Here is an 18689-nt window from a genome sequence, read left to right on the forward strand (position 1 = left end):
CCTTTTTTCATATCGCTCGTTATGGTACAATAAATGCAGTTTTTCCGACCGAAAAGGAGATTACACCGTGATTGAATTCGTAAAAGGACCCGTCGCCTATGTGTGTGCGGAATATATAACGTTAGATGTCTCGGGCGTCGGCTACAAAGTACATGTGCCTAACCCGTTTTTTTATCGTGAACAAGACGAACATGTAATCGTGTTTACGCATCATTACGTCCGTGAAGATCAACAGACGCTATACGGTTTCCGGTCACGCCGGGAACGGGAGCTCTTCAATAAACTCCTTAGCGTGAGCGGCATCGGACCGAAGGGGGCACTTGCGATCGTCGCCTCTGGAGATATCGACGCGTTGATCGATGCGATTGAAACCGAGAATGAGAAGTATTTGACAAAGTTCCCGGGAGTCGGGAAGAAGACGGCCAAACAGATGGCACTCGACTTGAAAGGGAAGTTATCCGAACTTGCACCGGATTATGTGCCGAACGAAGGATTGTTCGCACAAGGTGCATCAGAACTCGATGAGGCGTGTGAGGCGCTCGTCGCCCTCGGATATTCTGAACGAGAGATCGCGAAAGTCCGCAAAGCATTGAGCGGCGAGATCTTGACGACCGACGCGTACATAAAACGCGCGCTACAGCTGTTATTGAAATAAGGAGGAAGCTATGGACGAACGATTGTTGTCACAATCTCATCAGCAATATGAAGACTCTGAAGAGTGGAGCTTACGTCCGCAGCGCTTCGAGCAATATATCGGGCAGGAAAAGGCAAAAGGCAATTTATCGGTCTTCATTCAGGCCGCCAAACTTCGCAGTGAGACGCTCGACCACGTCCTATTGTATGGACCACCGGGACTCGGGAAGACGACGCTCGCGCAAATTATCGCCAACGAGATGGGCGTCGGCATCAAGACGACCGCCGGACCGGCGATTGAACGACCGGGTGACCTGGCTGCAATCCTCTCGACACTTGAGCCGGGTGATGTCTTATTTATCGATGAGATTCACCGCTTGAGCCGGACGATTGAAGAGATTCTTTATCCGGCGATGGAAGATTACTGCCTCGACATCGTCTATGGACAAGGCGAGATGGCACGAAGCGTCCGCATCGACTTGCCACCGTTCACGCTCGTCGGGGCGACGACGCGGGCCGGAATGTTATCGGCCCCGCTTCGGGACCGTTTTGGGGTCACGTTGAAGCTTGAATACTATGAGCCACATGAACTAGCGGCTATCGTCAGTCGGACGGCCCAGCTGTTCCGACTTTCAATCTCACCTGAGGCAAGTGGCGCGATTGCGAAGCGCTCGCGAGGGACGCCGCGGATTGCCAATCGTCTCTTGCGTCGAGTCCGTGACTTCGCGCAAGTGGCCGGCACGAAAGAAATCGATCCGGTGCTCGCATCCGATGCGCTCGACCGTCTACACGTCGATGCACTCGGACTCGATGAAGTCGACCACCGATTGCTTCGGGCCATGGTAGAACGGTTCGGAGGTGGACCGGTCGGACTCGAGACGCTCGCCGCAACGATCGGTGAGGATGCTCAGACGATCGAAGACGTCTACGAGCCATATTTATTGCAACAAGGGTTCTTGCAGCGGACGCCGCGAGGACGGATGATCACACAGTTTGCCAAGTCGCATTTTGGTTATGAAGAGGAAGAGGAGTAAGGTATGCAAGACATTCAATTGAACGTAAACGATTATGATTTTGAATTGCCAGAAGAGTTGATTGCCCAGGTCCCGTTGCTTGATCGGACGAGCTCACGCTTGCTCGTATTGGACCGTGAGACAGGAGACATCGAGCATCGTCATTTCCGTGACGTGCTCGACTACTTGAACGAGGGAGATGCGCTCGTCGTCAACGATTCGCGCGTCTTACCGGCTCGTCTCTTCGGAGCGAAACAAGAGACAGGCGGGAAAGTGGAACTGCTCTTATTGAAACAGACGGAAGACGACGTATGGGAAGCGCTTGTCAAACCGGCGAAAAAAGTTCGTGTCGGTTCCATCGTCGAGTTCGGTGACGGACTTCTCCGCGCGGAATGCGTCGAGGAACTCCCGGAAGGAGGACGTCGCTTCAAGTTCGACTACGACGGTATCTTCTACGAGATTTTAGACGAGCTTGGAACGATGCCACTCCCGCCGTACATTCGCGAACAACTCGATGACCAGGATCGTTATCAGACGGTCTATGCGCGGGAACGCGGCAGTGCAGCCGCTCCGACAGCAGGTCTCCATTTCACGGAAGAACTGCTCGAGGCAGCGAAGGCGAAAGGTGTTCGGTTGATCCCGCTCACGCTTCACGTCGGTCTCGGTACGTTCCGTCCGGTGACGGCTGATTCGATTGAAGAACATACGATGCATAGTGAATATTTCGAGTTGTCAGCTGAATCGGCAGCTGCGCTCCGAGATGTCCGGTCGAGTGGTGGTCGCATTTTCGCGGTCGGTACGACATCGACACGAACGCTCGAAACGATCATGCGAGACCATGGGGATTTCGTCGAGTCATCGGGCTGGACGGACATCTTTATCTACCCTGGTGTCGAATTGAAGGCAATCGATGGATTGATCACGAACTTCCACTTGCCTAAATCGACACTCGTCATGCTCGTCTCGGCATTCGCGACGCGCGACATCATCTTACACGCTTATCGGACTGCGGTCGCAGAACGATACCGCTTCTTCAGTTTTGGAGACGCGATGCTCATCACGAGGAAGGAAGTAACAAAATGACAAAACACGCAGTCACATACGAACACATTCACACATGTAAACAGACCGGAGCGCGGCACGGAATCGTCCATACGCCGCACGGGTCGTTCGAGACACCGGTCTTCATGCCGGTCGGGACGCAAGCGAGCGTCAAGACGATGGCACCTGAACAGGTCAAGGCGATGGGTGCGAACATTATCTTGTCGAACACGTACCATCTATGGGTCCGCCCGGGACATGAGGTCATCAAACAAGCTGGCGGGCTTCATAAGTTCATGAACTGGGACGGCGCGATTCTCACGGACTCAGGCGGATTCCAAGTATTCTCGCTTGCCGACCTCCGAAACATTCAAGAAGAAGGCGTTCATTTCCGTAACCACTTGAACGGCGACAAATTGTTCTTGTCACCGGAAAAGGCGATGGAAATTCAAAACGCACTCGGGTCGGATATCATGATGGCATTCGATGAGTGCCCACCTTATCCGGCGACACATGAATACATGAAGAAGTCGGTCGAACGCACGAGCCGCTGGGCAGAACGTTGCCTCGAGGCACACGAGCGTCCAGAAGACCAAGCGCTCTTCGGGATCATTCAAGGTGGGGAATATGAGGACCTTCGTCGTCAAAGTGCACAAGACCTCGTCTCACTCGATTTCCCAGGCTATGCGGTCGGCGGTCTCTCGGTCGGTGAACCGAAAGACGTCATGTATCGTGCCCTCGAGTTCACGACGCCACTCATGCCGGAAAACAAACCACGCTATTTGATGGGCGTCGGTTCGCCGGACGCATTGATTGAAGGGTCGATTCGTGGAATCGATATGTTCGACTGCGTCCTCCCGACACGGATTGCACGAAACGGGACGCTCATGACATCGAAAGGTCGCGTCACGATCAAGCAAGCGAAATATAAGACAGACTTCGGTCCGATCGATGAGAAGTGTGACTGCAACACGTGTAAGAACTACTCACGTGCGTATGTTCATCACTTGATTCGTGCGGACGAGATGTTCGGTCTTCACTTATGTACGACACACAACCTTCACTTCCTCGTGAAGTTGATGGAGCAAGTTCGTCAAGCGATTCGCGAAGACCGTTTGCTCGATTTCAAAGAAGAGTTCTTCGAAGAATACGGCTACAACAAGCCGAACGCGAAGAATTTCTAAGCAAACGTGTCGGACATTGTGTGACAATGCTTCAGTTTCACGGTATAATGAACCTGATATTGAAGGAAAGGGTGAATGTTACTCATGGAAACAATCGTTGCGTTATTACCAATGATCTTGATTTTCGTCGTATTTTACTTCTTGTTGATTCGTCCACAGACGAAACGCCAAAAAGAAGTACAAGCGATGCAAAACGCCCTCGAGCGTGGCGACAGCGTTGTCACAATCGGCGGTTTACACGGCGTCGTTCATCAAATCGAAGACACACATGTCGTTTTGAAATGCGATCAATCGCTTCTCCGTTTCAACCGAAGCGCAGTTGCGGAAGTCGTGAAAAAAGCGAATGCCTCATTTGAGGAATAAGCAAGTAAGCGTCTGACCATTATGGTCGGACGCTTTTTTTAAATAGAAAAGCGACTGTTTTTTGACAAAGTATGTCAATTAGGTGATTCATCCACCTTATTTCGAAAAATCGATTTGATTCATGAAAACGTTTGCATTAATGTCAAGTTGAGAAGAAATTCGAGATGAAGGAGAACGGATGACATGGACGTGAAACGATTGGTACGACCGATAAAGAATTGGAAAGGGTGGACATGGAAGCGGAGTGGTACAAAACAGAAGGGACGCTCTTCTCTCAGAAGACGCATGTCGATTGCGCTAGTACCCACAATTATTGCTCTCGTTCTTGTCGGGGCGCTCGGTTCATATCAACTGAGACAATCGACTGCCGCATATGACCGGGTGTTGAGCGAGGGGACGCAGGAGATGCTGTTGGCTGAAAATCTGTCGCTCGCAGTGACCGATGCGGAACGTTATTTGAACTATTATATGCTCGTTGCCAATCCGAAAACACTCATCAGTCTGCAAAGTGTCCAGGAGCAGCGTGACGAGTTGATGGCTTCACTGAAGGCATCCTCTTCAGATGAGAAAATCTTATCTTGGTTGGGCGATTTGGAGAAATTTAACGAGTTGTTGGACCGTGAGATGAGTCGTGCCATCGAACTTCGCCAGCAACAAGATGAGATTGGGTATAAGACGGTCCTCAATACGAGCGTGACGCCGACGACGGACCGTGTTCGGATGACGGTGACAGACCTTGTCGAATACAAAGGTGAACTCCTCGCGTCCGAGACGAAAGCTGTGCAAGCAGAAGCGGAGAGTTCGATCCTCTGGATGCTTGTCATCAGCGTCGTCGGTGTCGTAATCGGAATCTTGTCCTTGCTTGCCTTACAACGCCTCTTCTTAAAACCGATCAACCGACTCGGTCGTCAAGCACGAATCATGGCGAGCGGCGATTTGACGGGTGAAGATATTGAGGTCGCCTCAAACGATGAACTCGGAGATCTTGTCACGGCTTTCAACGAGATGAAACATAACCTCGTCGGATTGATTCGTCGAGTTGGCGAGGCTTCAGAAAAAGTCACTGCCTATTCAGAAGAACTGTATGCGAGTACGGACCACGTGGCGACAACGACTCAAGGTGTCTCTCGTCTGTTTGAAGACATGAATGTGGCAGCCCAAGGGTCGTCCAAACGAGCGGAAGAAGGGACGATCGGCGTCAATCAAGCGGTCGATGGGTTGAACCAGATTGCCGCAGCGTCACAAGGAGTGAACGAACAGACGATTCATACACTTGAAGCAGCAAACGGTGGACTTGAGACCGTTCAATTAGCTGAGAAACGAATGCAAGAGATTCGTCGCGCCAATGAGCTCACGCAACAGATGGTGACCCGTCTTTCGAATCAGTCGCTTGAGATTGAGAAGATTACGCGTTCGATCACGGCCATCACGGAACAGACGAACTTGCTTGCGCTCAATGCGGCCATCGAGGCGGCACGTGCGGGTGAACATGGGAAAGGGTTCGCGGTCGTCGCGGCAGAAGTGAGAAAGCTTGCCGAGGAGTCGAAGCAATCTGCCATTCAAATTCAGACAGTCGTCCGTGACATCCAGCGTGACACGGAGCAAGTCGAGACGGCGTTCGAAGAATCGAGCGTGCATGTCGAGAGTGGGGTATCACAGATGGGTGAAGTCGCCTCGGCGTTCCGCGAGATTGTATCGGTCATTGAAGAGACGTCGCGTCAGATGAGTGAGATTGCCGCGGCGACAGAAGAAGTCAGTGCCAATACGACAGAAGTTGCCGTTTCGGTCGAGGACATGTCCACGAACGCCGTCTCGACACAACGAAGCGTCGAAGAAGCGGGAGCTAACGTTGAGGAACAACTCGCGGCCATCCAAGAAATCAACAGCATCGCCGAAACGATGAGCCACATGTCGTCTGAATTAAAAGATGTCGTCCATGTGTTTAAGACGACATGACAAATGCCCTGACGCCTCGCGTCAGGGCATTGCTCGTTACATTAATAGGATAAGACTCGTCGCCATGACAATCATCCCGGCGACCATTCCATACATCGAATGATGGGCATGCCCATACTCACGGGCGGCAGGGAGTAATTCGTCGAGCGAGATGAAGACCATGATTCCACCGACTGCTGCAAACAACAGTCCGAAGACCGTGTCGCTCAAGAACGGCATGAGAATTAAAAAGCCGATGGCAGCCCCAGCTGGCTCGGCGAGACCGGATAACATTGAAAGCTTGAATGCCTTCTTCCGTGAACCTGTCGCATAATAAATCGGCACGGAGACGGCAATCCCTTCCGGAATGTTATGCAGTGCGATCGCGATGGCGATGGCCACACCGACGGTTGGGTCATCGAGTGCTGAGATGAACGTCGCAAGTCCTTCCGGGAAGTTGTGAATCCCGATGGCGAGTGCCATAAAGATTCCCATTTTCTTTAGGCGACTTTGTGTCTCAGGATGATTGATTGGAGCCGCTTCATTTGTTGCTGTCGTTGCCAACTCTTGCGTTGACGGGTTGTTCTGCATCGATTCAACGAATTTGACCTCGTGCGGGTTCTCCATTTTCGGGATGAACTTATCGATCATACCAATCAAGAACATTCCACCGAAGAACGCGAGGACGGTGTAAATCGTTCCCGTATACTCCCCGTGTGCACCGACGAGTTCGTCAAGCGCCTTTGGGAAAATCTCGATGAACGATACATAAATCATGACCCCTCCGGAAAATCCGAGAGAGATGGACAAGAAAGCTGTGTTCGTCCGTTTCGCAAAGAAAGCGATCATACTCCCGATTCCCGTCGCAAGTCCTGCAAACAAGGTAAGGAGAAACGCAAAAATAATTGTGCTGTCCATATGGAAAGACTCCTTTGATGTTGTGATGTTAGCTACATCATACATGAAGTTTTGCCCTTGCGCAACATTTAGTCTCATACGCAAATTAACTCAACATTTCCGTGAATAGACGTTACAATTTTAGGAAAATGATTGATAAATGTTTAGAAAATTTGTAATGTTAACGAGAGAAGTTAGATCAAGAACAGTGGTTTAGAAAGGAAATAGTCGTATGTACAAAAAAGGCAATATTGCGATTTTCGCGATCATCATGATTGCGACAATCCTGCTCGCTGTGTTCTCGACACCTTGGGTCGTCAAGAACACGAACCTCGGACTCGACTTAAAAGGTGGATTCGAAGTTTTGTATGAAGTACAACCGCTCGAAGACGGCGACGTCATCGACGAGTCGGCGATGAATGCAACCGTTCGCGCCATCAACAACCGAATCAACGTCCTAGGGGTTTCCGAACCGGACGTTCGAATCGAAGAGAACAATCGAATTCGTGTCCAGCTCGCTGGCGTATCGAACCAAAACGAAGCGCGCGAAGTCATCTCGTCAACAGCACAATTGACGTTCCGTGACGTGAACGACAACGTCTTGCTCGACGGGAAAGATTTGGCTCCACGCGGTGCGGCACTCAGCTACAACCAGCAAGGGCAACCAGTCGTTGAGTTGACACTTCAATCGGCCGATCAGTTTGGCGAAGTGACGTCTGAAATCTCACAACGTCCTGCCCCTGAGAACCGTCTCGTCATCTGGCTTGATTACGAAGAAGGTGACACATACGAAGAAGAGATTCAAAAAGAAAACTCGAAAATCGTTTCGGATGCTTCTGTAAATGGTCCGATCTTGTCAGATAAAGCGATTATCTCTGGTGGTGGGATTGATGCGGAGAGCGGACAACGTCTTGCCGACATCTTGAACGCAGGGGCACTCCCTGTCAAACTCGATGAGATCTACTCGACGTCGGTATCGGCTCAGTTCGGTCAAGACGCATTAGAAGAGACGGTATTTGCCGCTTCAATCGGGATCATTGCCGTGTTTATCTTCATGTTGTTCTTCTATCGTCTACCAGGACTCGTGTCGATCATCACGCTTGTACTGTATATTAACTTGATCATGTTGTTCTTCAATGGAATCAATGCGGTCTTGACGCTCCCAGGGATTGCGGCACTTGTCCTCGGGGTCGGGATGGCGGTCGATGCGAACATCATCACGGCGGAACGAATCAAAGATGAGCTCCGCTCTGGGAAGTCGGTCTTGTCGGCATTCCGTGCCGGTAACCGTCGTTCCCTCAGTACGATCATTGATGCCAACTTGACGACGCTTATCTCGGCTGCGGTCTTGTTCTACTTTGGACAAAGTTCGGTCAAAGGGTTCGCCGTCATGCTCATGATCTCAATCGGGATGACGTTCATCTCGAACGTATTCATCTCACGTTATTTGATGCACCTCCTTGTCTCAAGTCGTCTGTTCGACAAACGTAAAGGATGGTTTGGTGTGAAGGAGAGTGAAATCCGTGAACTTTAAGCTTACTGAATGGAATTACGTCAAACATATGCGCACGATGTTCTTGGTTTCGACGGCAATCGTCGTTCTCGGAATCGGTCTCTTGTTCTTCCGAGGATTGAACCTTGGGATTGACTTCGCCTCAGGAACGCGTGTCGAGGTTTTAACAGAAGAACGTGTCTCGCAAGAAGAGTTCACGCAAGCATTTAATGACGCAGGGATTGACCAAGAGATTTCGAGCGTCCAGTATGCAGATGAAGGACGTTTGGCATATGTCACGTTCGTCGGACAACTAGGTCAAGAAGAAGTCGCGAGCGTCAAGACGGCGTTCACGGAGCAGTTCGGCAATGACCCGAACATCAGCACCGTGTCGGCTCAAGTCGGTCGTGACTTGGCGAAAAACGCCTTGTATGCGGTAGCCGTTGCGTCGATCGGGATCATCCTGTATATCACGGTCCGTTTCCAATTCTCCTATGCGGTTGCGACAGTGGTGGCGATGTTACACGATGCCTTCTTCATGATCGTCGCATTCTCACTCTTTGGGATTGAGGTCAACTTGTACTTCATCGCAGCGATTCTGACGATTATCGGTTATTCCGTCAACGATACGATTGTTACGTTCGACCGCGTGCGGGAGAACATCACGTCGTATGAAAAAGAACGGAAGATTCGTTCGATGGACGTCTATGAGTCGATCATCAACAAATCGATTCAAGGGACGATTGTCCGTTCGGTCAATACCGTCATCACGGTACTCGTGACGGCGATCGCCTTGTACGTGTTCGGTGCCGAGTCGATTCGCAGCTTCTCGCTCGCATTGATTATCGGACTCTTCATGGGGATGTACTCATCCATCTTCATCGCATCGTACTTGTGGCTCCTCATCAAACGCACAACGATCAACAAGAAAAAAGATACGCCGGTCACAGAGGCGTAACGAGTGGGTCTCCCTTCAAACGGGAGACCTTTTTAAATGTCAAGACGGCACATCTTTCACGTGGTCTGCTATAATCTACAATTGATTGGAGTGAAGGACATGTACCATTCGAAGAAACAGTGGCTCTATCCGGAAACGAACCCGGACGACGTCACACGTTTACAAAACGAATTAAATATATCAGCACAACTCGCGACATTGCTCGTTCAGCGTGGACATCAGGATGTAGAAGCGGCCAAGGCATTTTTGTATGCCGAGGAAGAACTCGTCTTTCATGACCCGTATTTGTTTGAACAGATGGAAAAAGTCGTATCCCGGATCAAGCAGGCTGCAGACGAGGGGGAGATGGTACTCATCTATGGCGACTATGATGTCGATGGTGTCAGTGCCTCTTCGGTCATGTGGCACGCCTTGACCGAGATCGGTGTCATGGCCGAGTGCTATATTCCAAACCGTTTCACGGAAGGGTATGGACCGAACAAGGAAGCGTTCCAATGGGCAGCGAACGAAGGGTTCACCTTGGTCATCACAGTGGACTGTGGAATCTCAGGGATTGAAGAAGCGACACTGTTAAAAGACCTTGGTGTCGATTTGATCATCACCGACCACCACGAACCGAAAGAGACATTGCCGGACGCGTATGCCATCATCCACCCGCACATCGACCCGAGATATCCATACGATAAACTCGCCGGTGCGGGGGTCGCCCTCAAAGTGGCGCACGCCGTTTTAGGAAGAATGCCAGAGGAACTCCTTGATTTGGCCGTCCTCGGAACGATTGCTGACCTCGTCCCACTCGACGGTGAGAACCGATTGCTCGCGAAAAAAGGAATCGCGGCACTCGAAGCCTCGAAACGACCTGGCATTTTAGCATTACGTGAAGTGTGTGGTCTCGGTGATAGCGTGTTAAACGAAGAATCGGTTGGTTTCGCTTTCGGTCCACGGATCAATGCGGCGGGACGTCTCGATTCGGCGATGCCGGCGCTGCAAATGCTCTTAGCTGAACATGTCGAAGAAGCGCTCGAACTTGCGAAACAGCTCGATAAGCAGAATAAAGAACGTCAAGACATCGTCAAAACGATTACGGCTGAAGCGAAAGAACTCGTCGAGGCATCGATGACCGAGGACCGTGTGCTCGTCGTCGCGAGTGAAAAGTGGAACCCGGGAGTCGTCGGGATCGTCGCCTCTCGTCTCGTCGAGGCGTACTATCGTCCGGTCATTCTCCTTTGCCACGACCCGGAGACGGGCAAGGCAAAGGGATCGGGTCGCTCGATTGATGGGTTTGACCTATTTAAAGAACTCTCGAAAAATGAAGACATCTTGCCGCACTTCGGGGGGCATCCGGCCGCAGCCGGGATGACGCTTCAGTCCGAGAATGTCGCCGAATTGCGTGAACGACTGAATCGCCAAGCGGAAATAATTCCAGATGACGTATTCGTGCCACGGGTCAACGTCGATTTGAAACTGACGGTCAATGACGTCTCGCTCGATTTGATTTCAGAGATTGCGAAACTGGCGCCGTTCGGCATGGGCAACCCGTCGCCACGCGTCGTCGTCGCAGATGCGAAACTGCGCGATATTCGTCAAATCGGACGCGATGCAACACACTTGAAAGTACAGCTCGCCGGAGACAAGCGAGAACTCGACGGCATCGGCTTCGGGTTCGGACATGTCGTCTCGGAAATCTCACAGATGGCCCACATCTCGGTGATGGGAAGTCTTCAAGTGAATGAATGGAACGGGATGCGAAAGCCGCAGCTCATGATTCAAGACTTACGCGTCGATGACTTCCAAGTGTTCGACTATCGCGGGAAGAAAAAATCGGTACAAGAGCTGAAAGACTTACCGAAAGAACATACGTCGTTCTTGTCGTTCCAAGGGACAACCGAAGACTACCCGCTCCATGAAGGAGACGAACCGCTCAATCGTTTCGTCGTCCTGCTCGATTTGCCTGACGATGAAGACATCCTCGCAGAAAAACTCCATGAAGGCGTCGAGCGGATCTATTGCGCATTCGGTCAAGGGGACTCGTTCTTTGAACGGCTTCCTTCACGTGAGGATTTCCGAACGTATTACGTACACATGGCGACATGCGAACGGAAAAATCTACGTGAAAACCTGATTCGTCTGTCAAAAGAACGAAAATGGTCAAAAAATACGATTCAATTTATGCATCAAGTATTCTCTGAACTCGAATTTCTTGTTACAATGGAAGACGGACTGCCTGGAGTCAATCCAGAAGCACCGAAACGCGATTTGACCGAGGCACCGTGCTATCAACGCCGGATTGGGCGCCAACAACTCGAAGAGCGTTTCGTATACGCGTCATTGGCGGAGCTCAAAGAGCGGTTACAATCGTTGCGATCGAACAAGATGCAGGAGGCATACACATAAAATGGATTTCAAACATCATATTAAAGAAGTAGCGGATTACCCGAAGGAAGGAATCAGCTTCAAAGACATCACGTCACTCATGCAAAATGGCGAAGTCTACAAGAAATCGGTAGATGAGCTCGTCGCTTATGCACGTGAGCGTGGAGCAGAGTTGATTGCTGGACCGGAAGCGCGCGGATTTGTCGTCGGTTGCCCGGCAGCCTATGCACTTGAACTCGGGTTTGTACCAGTACGTAAAGAAGGAAAGTTACCACGTGAGACAGTACGTGTATCATACGGTCTCGAGTACGGAACGGACATCTTAACAATGCACAAAGATTCAATCAAACCTGGACAACAAGTTGTCATCCTTGACGACTTGCTCGCAACAGGTGGTACGATTGAAGCGACAATTAAAATGATTGAACAACTCGGTGGAGTTGTGGCAGGAATCGGGTTCTTGATTGAACTCGACGGACTCGGTGGACGTGAGCGTCTTGAAGGATATGACGTCTTCTCACTCATCCGATACGAAGACTAATGTTTAAACGGGAAGCATATGCTTCCCGTTTTTGAATAGTTTTTGAGGAAAATAACCTACAACCTTTGACAGGTCGTCAGATTTTTTCGATAATGGTTATAAAAATTAGAGAATCTTGAATATAAACTACTACCATGCTGCGACGAATCTGAGTCGATTGGAGCGGTAAGAAAAAGGGTGTCGAATGTTATGACCAAAAAACAAATCGTAAGTATTGAGGATCTTCTCGACGCGCTCGGGGAGTATATGGGTGACGACGATATAGCCGAAGTGAAACGCGCTTACGAATACGCAAAACTTCATCATACCGGTCAGTTCCGACGTTCGGGCGAGCCCTATATCCTCCATCCGGTCCAAGTGGCCGGTATTCTCGTTGATATCGGCTTAGATGCCACGACGATTATCGGAGCGCTTTTACATGATGTTGTCGAAGATACGGACATTTCGTTACAGCAATTGACGGACGACTTTGGTCCGGACGTGGCCATGCTCGTCGATGGCGTCACGAAACTTGGTAAGATTAAATACAAGTCGAAAAAAGAAGAACTCGCCGAGAACCATCGGAAGATGATTATCGCGATGGCGGAAGACGTGCGCGTCATCTTGATCAAACTCGCGGACCGTCTTCACAACATGCGGACACTTCAGCATATGCCGAAAGAAAAGCAAGTCCAAAAGGCCGAAGAGACGCTAGAGATCTTTGCCCCGCTCGCACACCGGATGGGGATCTCGACGATTAAGTGGGAGCTCGAGGATATTTCGTTACGTTATATCAACCCGCAGCAATACTACAAAATCGTCTCGATGATGAAACAAAAACGGACGGAACGAGAAGCACTCGTCACTTCTGTCATCACGGAAGTGAACGGAGTTCTTGAAGAAGTGCATATCGATGCCGATGTAAACGGCCGACCGAAACATATCTATTCCATCTACAATAAGATGGTGAAGCATAAAAAAGAATTCAATGAAATTTATGATTTGATGGCGGTCCGCATTATCGTCGACTCGATTCGCGATTGCTATGCGGTACTTGGGATCATCCACACGCAATATAAGCCGATGCCAGGACGCTTCAAAGATTATATCGCCATGCCGAAGCCGAACATGTACCAGTCGCTCCATACGACCGTGATCGGGCCGAAAGGTGAACCGCTCGAAGTCCAGATTCGGACGAAAGACATGCATTTCATCGCCGAATTCGGGATCGCGGCACACTGGGCGTATAAAGAAGGCAAAAACGTCTCGACGAACGGGTTCGACGAAAAGATTGCGCACCTTCGTGAGATTCTTGAGCTTCAAAAAGATACGACCGATGCCGAGGAATTCATGGAATCGCTCAAAGTCGACTTCTTTAGCGATATGCTCTACGTCTTCACACCGAAAGGGGACGTATTCGAATTGCCGAAAGGCTCTGTCCCGATTGACTACGCCTACCGGATTCATACGGAGATCGGCCATCGGATGACAGGTGCAAAAGTGAACGGACGGATGGTGCCGCTCGACTATAAACTCGAGACGGGTGACATCATTGAAATCATCACGTCGAAGCACAGTTATGGACCGAGTAAGGACTGGTTGAAACTCGCGGTTTCGAGTCAGGCGAAGAACAAGATTCGTCAATGGTTCAAACGTCAACAGCGTGAAGAGAACGTCGAGAAAGGGAAAGATCTCGTCGAGGCAGAAATCAAAAAACTCGGTTTTGAACCGAAAGAAGTGATCGATGAGCCGGCACTCAGTATCGTCGTCGAGAAGTTCAACTTCGGGAACGAGGAAGAGATGTATGCCGCTGTCGGTTATCAAGGCATCACGGCCGCTCAAGTCGCGCATAAGTTGACCGAGAAACAGCGGAAAGAGCCGAAACTCGAACTTTCTGAAGCGATCAGCGAATTGAAAGTCAGTCAGGCGCCGAAGAAGAAAACGACGGAAGCGGGCGTGACGGTCAAAGGGATCGACAATATGCTCGTCCGTATGAGCCGTTGCTGTAACCCGGTCCCGGGAGATGAAATCGTCGGATACATCACGCGTGGACGTGGGGTGTCGATTCACCGGAAAGACTGCTTGAACATCGTCAACGAACAACATCCGGAGCGTCTTCTTGACGTCGAATGGGAAGTCGGACAGGCGAAAGAGAAGAACTATAACGTCGATATCGAAATCACGGGATATGATCGTTCAGGCCTCTTGAACGATGTCCTTCAGGCGGTATCGGCGACGAATACGAATATCGTGGCCGTCAGTGGTCGGGGCGACCAAAACAAACAAGCCCGCATCTCGATGACAATTTCGATTCCGAACGTGAATCACTTGCAGAAAGTCGTCGAGCGCATCAAACAAATCTCAGACGTGTATTCGGTCAGCCGAGTCATGATGACGTGACGAAAGGAAGAGGAACGTGCGTGTACTATTGCAACGAGTGAAAGAAGCATCGGTCACAGTCGAGGAAGAAGTCGTCGGGGCAATCAACGCCGGGTACTTGCTTCTCGTCGGTGTGACACATGAAGATACAGAAGAAGAAGTGAACTGGCTCGCCGACAAGGTGACCGGGCTCCGCGTATTCGAGGACGATCAAGAAAAGATGAACTTATCGATTCAAGATGTGTCCGGTCAAATCTTGTCGGTCTCACAATTCACATTGTATGGAGATACGATGAAAGGACGGCGACCTGCTTTCACAAAGGCCGCAAAACCGGACATGGCCGAGACGCTCTATGAAAAATTCAATGAGCGACTCCGGTCAAACGGGCTCGTCGTCGAGACGGGACGCTTCGGTGCGATGATGGACGTCGCACTCGTCAATGACGGACCGGTCACACTCATGCTCGAAAAAAACGCTTGACAGATGCCGGCTTGATTCGGCATCATGAAGCATATAGTCAAACACCTATGATAAAGAAGAGTACGGTCAACCCACCAGCAAAGAGAGCGATGCCTTGGCTGAAAGCATCGACTGGATGATGACCCGAACGACACTTTGGAGGTGCTCCCTTGAAAACGAGTAGGGGGAGCCGTCTCATCGGGCGTTAACCGATTTCGAGTGGCAGAGTTTCAAGTAATGGCTCTGCAACGAGGGTGGTACCACGGGAAACTTACACAGGCTCTCGTCCCTTTGCGGACGAGGGCCTTTTTGTATTTTTTAAGGAGGGAAATGTGATGATGAAAGCACCACGCGGTACACAAGACCTGCTTCCGGGCACGGTCGAGACGTGGCAATATGTCGAGGAAAAACTTCGCGACATGAGCGCCCGTTACAACTATAAAGAGATCCGCACACCAATCTTTGAAACAACGAACCTGTTCACACGCAGTGTCGGGGAAACGACGGACATCGTACAAAAAGAGATGTTCACGCTCGTGAAGAAAGGGAAAGACGAGTACACACTTCGCCCAGAAGGAACGGCATCTGTCGTCCGTGCGTTCGTGACGAACAAACTGTTCGGAAATCCGGACCAACCGACGAAGCTCTACTACATGGGACCGATGTTCCGCTATGAGCGTCCTCAAAAAGGCCGCTTCCGTCAGCTTCACCAATACGGTGTCGAAGCGATCGGCAGTAGCGACCCTGCCGTTGACGCTGAAGTCATCAGCCTCGCCTACTCGATCTACAAGTCGTTTGGGCTTCAGAAAATCAAAGTCGTCGTCAACTCGCTTGGGGACGCGGAAAGCCGCAACGCCCACCGCGATGCGCTCATCCGTCACTTCGAGCCGGTGGCAGACGAACTTTGCCAAGACTGCCAGTCACGTCTTTACAAGAACCCGCTTCGCATCTTGGATTGTAAGGTTGACCGCGATCACCCATCGATGAAGACGGCACCGTCGATCCTTGAATATTTGAACGAAGAGTCAAAAGCTTATTTCGACCAAGTACTCGCGCAGCTCGACGCACTCGGCGTTGCTTATGAAGTCGACCCGACGCTCGTTCGTGGACTCGATTACTATACGCACACGGCGTTTGAAATCATGTCCGAGGCAGAAGGATTTGGAGCCATCACGACACTTTGTGGTGGTGGACGATATAACGGTCTCGTACAAGATATCGGCGGACCGGACATGCCGGGAATCGGTTTTGGGATCGGATTGGAGCGCCTCATCCTCGCATTGGAGAATGAAGGAGTCTTACCTGAACTCGAGACAGGTCTTGATGTCTTTATCGTCGCCCAAGGCGAGAAAGAAGTCGAATTGACGGCGACACGCCTCTTACAACTCCTTCGCATGGAAGGGTTCAAGGCTGATCGTGATTACCAAGGACGCAAGTTCAAAGGACAATTCAAACAGGCGGACCGCCTGAAAGCCAAGTTCACAGTCATCTTAGGGGATGATGAAGTAGAGCGCGGGGCAGCCGCCTTGAAAGATATGACGACTGGTGAACAAGTTGACGTGCCACTCTCGGCCGTCGCAGACAAAATTCGTGAACTATCGGAAGGAGCAGGACAATGATCGGACGCACACATATGAACGGCCGCGTGACAGAGTCACTCATCGGCCAAGAAGTACAATTAAAAGGATGGGTACAAAAACGTCGTGACCTCGGGGGACTCATCTTCATCGACCTTCGTGACCGCACAGGAATTGTCCAAGTCGTCGTACGCCCAGAAAATGAAGCAGTCCACCAACTCGCGGAAACAATCCGTAGCGAGTATGTCCTCGACGTAAAAGGAACGGTTCTCGAGCGTGAGAACAAGAACCCGAACATGCCGACAGGAAACATCGAAGTCATCGCGACTGAGATCAACATCTTGAACGCGGCGAAGATGACACCAATCCCGATCGGTGACGAAGCGGAAAACGTCTCAGAAGACCTTCGCCTCAAATACCGTTACCTCGACCTTCGTCGTCCAGCGCTTCAAGAGACGTTCCGTCTCCGCTCGAAGACGTCGAACACGATTCGTAACTTCTTGACGGAGCAAGAGTTCCTTGAAGTCGAAACGCCAATTTTGACGAAGTCGACACCAGAAGGCGCACGTGACTACCTCGTACCGAGCCGTGTCCACGGTGGTGAGTTCTACGCACTCCCGCAATCACCACAGCTCTTCAAACAGTTGCTCATGGTTGCAGGATTTGACCGTTACTTCCAAATCGCACGCTGCTTCCGTGACGAAGACCTTCGTGCAGACCGTCAGCCTGAGTTCACGCAAGTCGACATCGAGACGAGCTTCATGGACATCGAAGACTTGATGGCGATGATGGAATCAATGATGGGACAAGTCATGGAATCGACGCTCGGTCGTACAGACACACCAGCGAAGTTCGAACGCATGACACATGAAGAAGCGATGCGTCGTTTCGGTTCAGACAAACCGGACACACGTTTTGGCCTCGAACTCATCGACGTAGCTGACGCCGTGAAAGGTGCGGGCTTCAAAGTATTCGACGCAGCACTCGAATCAAACGGACAAGTCAAAGCAATCAATGTCAAAGGTGAGGCGGACAACTTCTCACGTAAAGACATCGACAAGCTTCAAGAGTTCACAGCGGTCTACGGTGCGAAAGGTCTCGCATGGCTCAAAGTGACAGCGGAAGGCTTGAACGGTCCGATCGCGAAGTTCTTCGACGAAACGTACGCACAGAAGTTGATCGAAGCGACAAATGCAGAAGCAGGAGACCTTCTCCTCTTCGTCGCATCGAAACCAACTGTCGTCGCAGACAGCCTTGGCGCACTCCGAGTCAAACTCGGACACGACCTCGGTCTCATCGACGAGTCGAAATTCAACTTCCTATGGGTGACAGACTTCCCACTCGTGACGTTTGAAGAAGAAGACGGTCGTTTCTATGCGAACCACCACCCGTTCACGATGCCAAACCGTGAAGACCTTCATCTTCTCGAGACAGACCCGGCAAGCGTACGCGCCATCGCCTATGACCTCGTCTTGAACGGTTACGAGCTCGGCGGTGGTTCACAGCGTATTTACGAGCGTGACATCCAGGAGCGCATGTTCAAATTGCTTGGCTTCACACAAGAAGAAGCAGTTGAACAGTTCGGCTTCTTGCTCGAAGCGTTCGAATACGGTACACCACCACACGCGGGAATCGCACTCGGTCTCGACCGTCTCGTCATGATTCTTGCAGGTCGCTCGAACCTTCGCGACACGATTGCCTTCCCGAAAACGGCGTCGGCAAGCGACTTGCTTACACAAGCACCGAGCCCGGTCGCGGACGCACAACTTGAAGAGTTGTCGATTCGTACGGCAGTGAAAGAGAAAAAATAATACGCTTCAGACAGGATTCGTCGTTCTCGGCGAATCCTTTTTTATATTTTTCT

13 protein-coding genes, 1 pseudogene and 1 other annotated feature are annotated in these 18689 nt (G+C 50.9%); of the genes and pseudogenes, 13 read left to right on the forward strand and 1 reads right to left on the reverse strand.

All coding sequences use genetic code 11. From position 1 onward, the window contains the following. Window positions 1-67 precede the first annotated feature (67 nt). The 6 genes from ruvA (at window position 68) to KNO75_RS01335 (ending at window position 6190) form a co-directional block, all read left to right on the forward strand. Window positions 68-655: a Holliday junction branch migration protein RuvA gene (gene ruvA / locus KNO75_RS01310; protein ID WP_015881166.1), complete on the forward strand. Its 588-nt coding sequence runs from the start codon at window positions 68-70 to the stop codon at window positions 653-655. 10 nt (window positions 656-665) lie between these two features. Beyond that, window positions 666-1667, forward strand: coding sequence for a Holliday junction branch migration DNA helicase RuvB (gene ruvB, locus KNO75_RS01315; RefSeq protein WP_214695364.1), 1002 nt, complete (start codon window positions 666-668; stop codon window positions 1665-1667). Window positions 1668-1670: 3 nt separating this feature from the next. After that, complete coding sequence (queA, locus tag KNO75_RS01320) at window positions 1671-2729, forward strand: tRNA preQ1(34) S-adenosylmethionine ribosyltransferase-isomerase QueA (protein ID WP_483297996.1); 1059 nt, start codon at window positions 1671-1673, stop codon at window positions 2727-2729. Then, window positions 2726-3871 (forward strand): tRNA guanosine(34) transglycosylase Tgt, encoded by a 1146-nt coding sequence (gene tgt, locus KNO75_RS01325; RefSeq protein WP_015881169.1) that lies wholly within the window; start codon window positions 2726-2728, stop codon window positions 3869-3871. The genes queA and tgt overlap by 4 nt, the downstream gene beginning before the upstream one ends. A gap of 84 nt (window positions 3872-3955) precedes the next feature. Continuing rightward, window positions 3956-4234: a preprotein translocase subunit YajC gene (yajC, locus tag KNO75_RS01330; protein WP_031421435.1), complete on the forward strand. Its 279-nt coding sequence runs from the start codon at window positions 3956-3958 to the stop codon at window positions 4232-4234. 183 nt (window positions 4235-4417) lie between these two features. Then, window positions 4418-6190, forward strand: a complete 1773-nt coding sequence (locus tag KNO75_RS01335) for a methyl-accepting chemotaxis protein (protein WP_214819448.1) — start codon at window positions 4418-4420, stop codon at window positions 6188-6190. Between the two features lie 36 nt (window positions 6191-6226). Here KNO75_RS01335 and zupT read toward each other — a convergent pair whose 3' ends face one another. Continuing rightward, window positions 6227-7087: a zinc transporter ZupT gene (gene zupT, locus KNO75_RS01340; protein ID WP_214819450.1), complete on the reverse strand. Its 861-nt coding sequence runs from the start codon at window positions 7085-7087 to the stop codon at window positions 6227-6229. Between the two features lie 211 nt (window positions 7088-7298). Here zupT and secD point away from each other — a divergent pair. From secD to aspS, 7 genes and pseudogenes are all read left to right on the forward strand, one after another. Further along, window positions 7299-9516: pseudogene (gene secD / locus KNO75_RS15165) on the forward strand (protein translocase subunit SecD). Window positions 9517-9615: 99 nt separating this feature from the next. Continuing rightward, window positions 9616-11910 (forward strand): single-stranded-DNA-specific exonuclease RecJ, encoded by a 2295-nt coding sequence (recJ, locus tag KNO75_RS01355; RefSeq protein WP_214819454.1) that lies wholly within the window; start codon window positions 9616-9618, stop codon window positions 11908-11910. Window position 11911: 1 nt separating this feature from the next. Beyond that, on the forward strand, window positions 11912-12430 hold the full coding sequence (locus tag KNO75_RS01360; protein ID WP_214819456.1) for an adenine phosphoribosyltransferase: 519 nt from the start codon (window positions 11912-11914) through the stop codon (window positions 12428-12430). Between the two features lie 189 nt (window positions 12431-12619). Beyond that, window positions 12620-14809, forward strand: a complete 2190-nt coding sequence (locus KNO75_RS01365; protein WP_074035181.1) for a RelA/SpoT family protein — start codon at window positions 12620-12622, stop codon at window positions 14807-14809. 16 nt (window positions 14810-14825) lie between these two features. Further along, the gene (dtd, locus tag KNO75_RS01370; protein WP_031421442.1) at window positions 14826-15269 is read left to right on the forward strand and encodes a D-aminoacyl-tRNA deacylase; all 444 of its coding nucleotides are present in this window, start codon (window positions 14826-14828) and stop codon (window positions 15267-15269) included. A gap of 38 nt (window positions 15270-15307) precedes the next feature. After that, window positions 15308-15542, forward strand: a binding site (T-box leader). A gap of 44 nt (window positions 15543-15586) precedes the next feature. After that, complete coding sequence (hisS, locus tag KNO75_RS01375; protein ID WP_251126098.1) at window positions 15587-16867, forward strand: histidine--tRNA ligase; 1281 nt, start codon at window positions 15587-15589, stop codon at window positions 16865-16867. Then, the gene (gene aspS / locus KNO75_RS01380) at window positions 16864-18636 is read left to right on the forward strand and encodes an aspartate--tRNA ligase (protein WP_214819458.1); all 1773 of its coding nucleotides are present in this window, start codon (window positions 16864-16866) and stop codon (window positions 18634-18636) included. Before hisS ends, aspS begins: the two co-directional genes overlap by 4 nt. Window positions 18637-18689 lie beyond the last annotated feature (53 nt).

It is taken from the genome of Exiguobacterium sp. s35, assembly GCF_018617535.1.
Lineage (GTDB): Bacteria > Bacillota > Bacilli > Exiguobacteriales > Exiguobacteriaceae > Exiguobacterium > Exiguobacterium aestuarii.

What these genes read in the sequence shown, in the direction of transcription:
- ruvB (WP_214695364.1), top strand. Translation starts at nt 666, where the DNA reads ATGGACGAACGATTGTTGTCACAATCTCATCAGCAATATGAAGACTCT.
- queA (WP_483297996.1), top strand. Translation starts at nt 1,671, where the DNA reads ATGCAAGACATTCAATTGAACGTAAACGATTATGATTTTGAATTGCCA.
- tgt (WP_015881169.1), top strand. Translation starts at nt 2,726, where the DNA reads ATGACAAAACACGCAGTCACATACGAACACATTCACACATGTAAACAG.
- yajC (WP_031421435.1), top strand. Translation starts at nt 3,956, where the DNA reads ATGGAAACAATCGTTGCGTTATTACCAATGATCTTGATTTTCGTCGTA.
- KNO75_RS01335 (WP_214819448.1), top strand. Translation starts at nt 4,418, where the DNA reads ATGGACGTGAAACGATTGGTACGACCGATAAAGAATTGGAAAGGGTGG.
- zupT (WP_214819450.1), bottom strand. Translation starts at nt 7,087, where the DNA reads ATGGACAGCACAATTATTTTTGCGTTTCTCCTTACCTTGTTTGCAGGA.
- recJ (WP_214819454.1), top strand. Translation starts at nt 9,616, where the DNA reads ATGTACCATTCGAAGAAACAGTGGCTCTATCCGGAAACGAACCCGGAC.
- KNO75_RS01360 (WP_214819456.1), top strand. Translation starts at nt 11,912, where the DNA reads ATGGATTTCAAACATCATATTAAAGAAGTAGCGGATTACCCGAAGGAA.
- KNO75_RS01365 (WP_074035181.1), top strand. Translation starts at nt 12,620, where the DNA reads ATGACCAAAAAACAAATCGTAAGTATTGAGGATCTTCTCGACGCGCTC.
- hisS (WP_251126098.1), top strand. Translation starts at nt 15,587, where the DNA reads ATGAAAGCACCACGCGGTACACAAGACCTGCTTCCGGGCACGGTCGAG.
- aspS (WP_214819458.1), top strand. Translation starts at nt 16,864, where the DNA reads ATGATCGGACGCACACATATGAACGGCCGCGTGACAGAGTCACTCATC.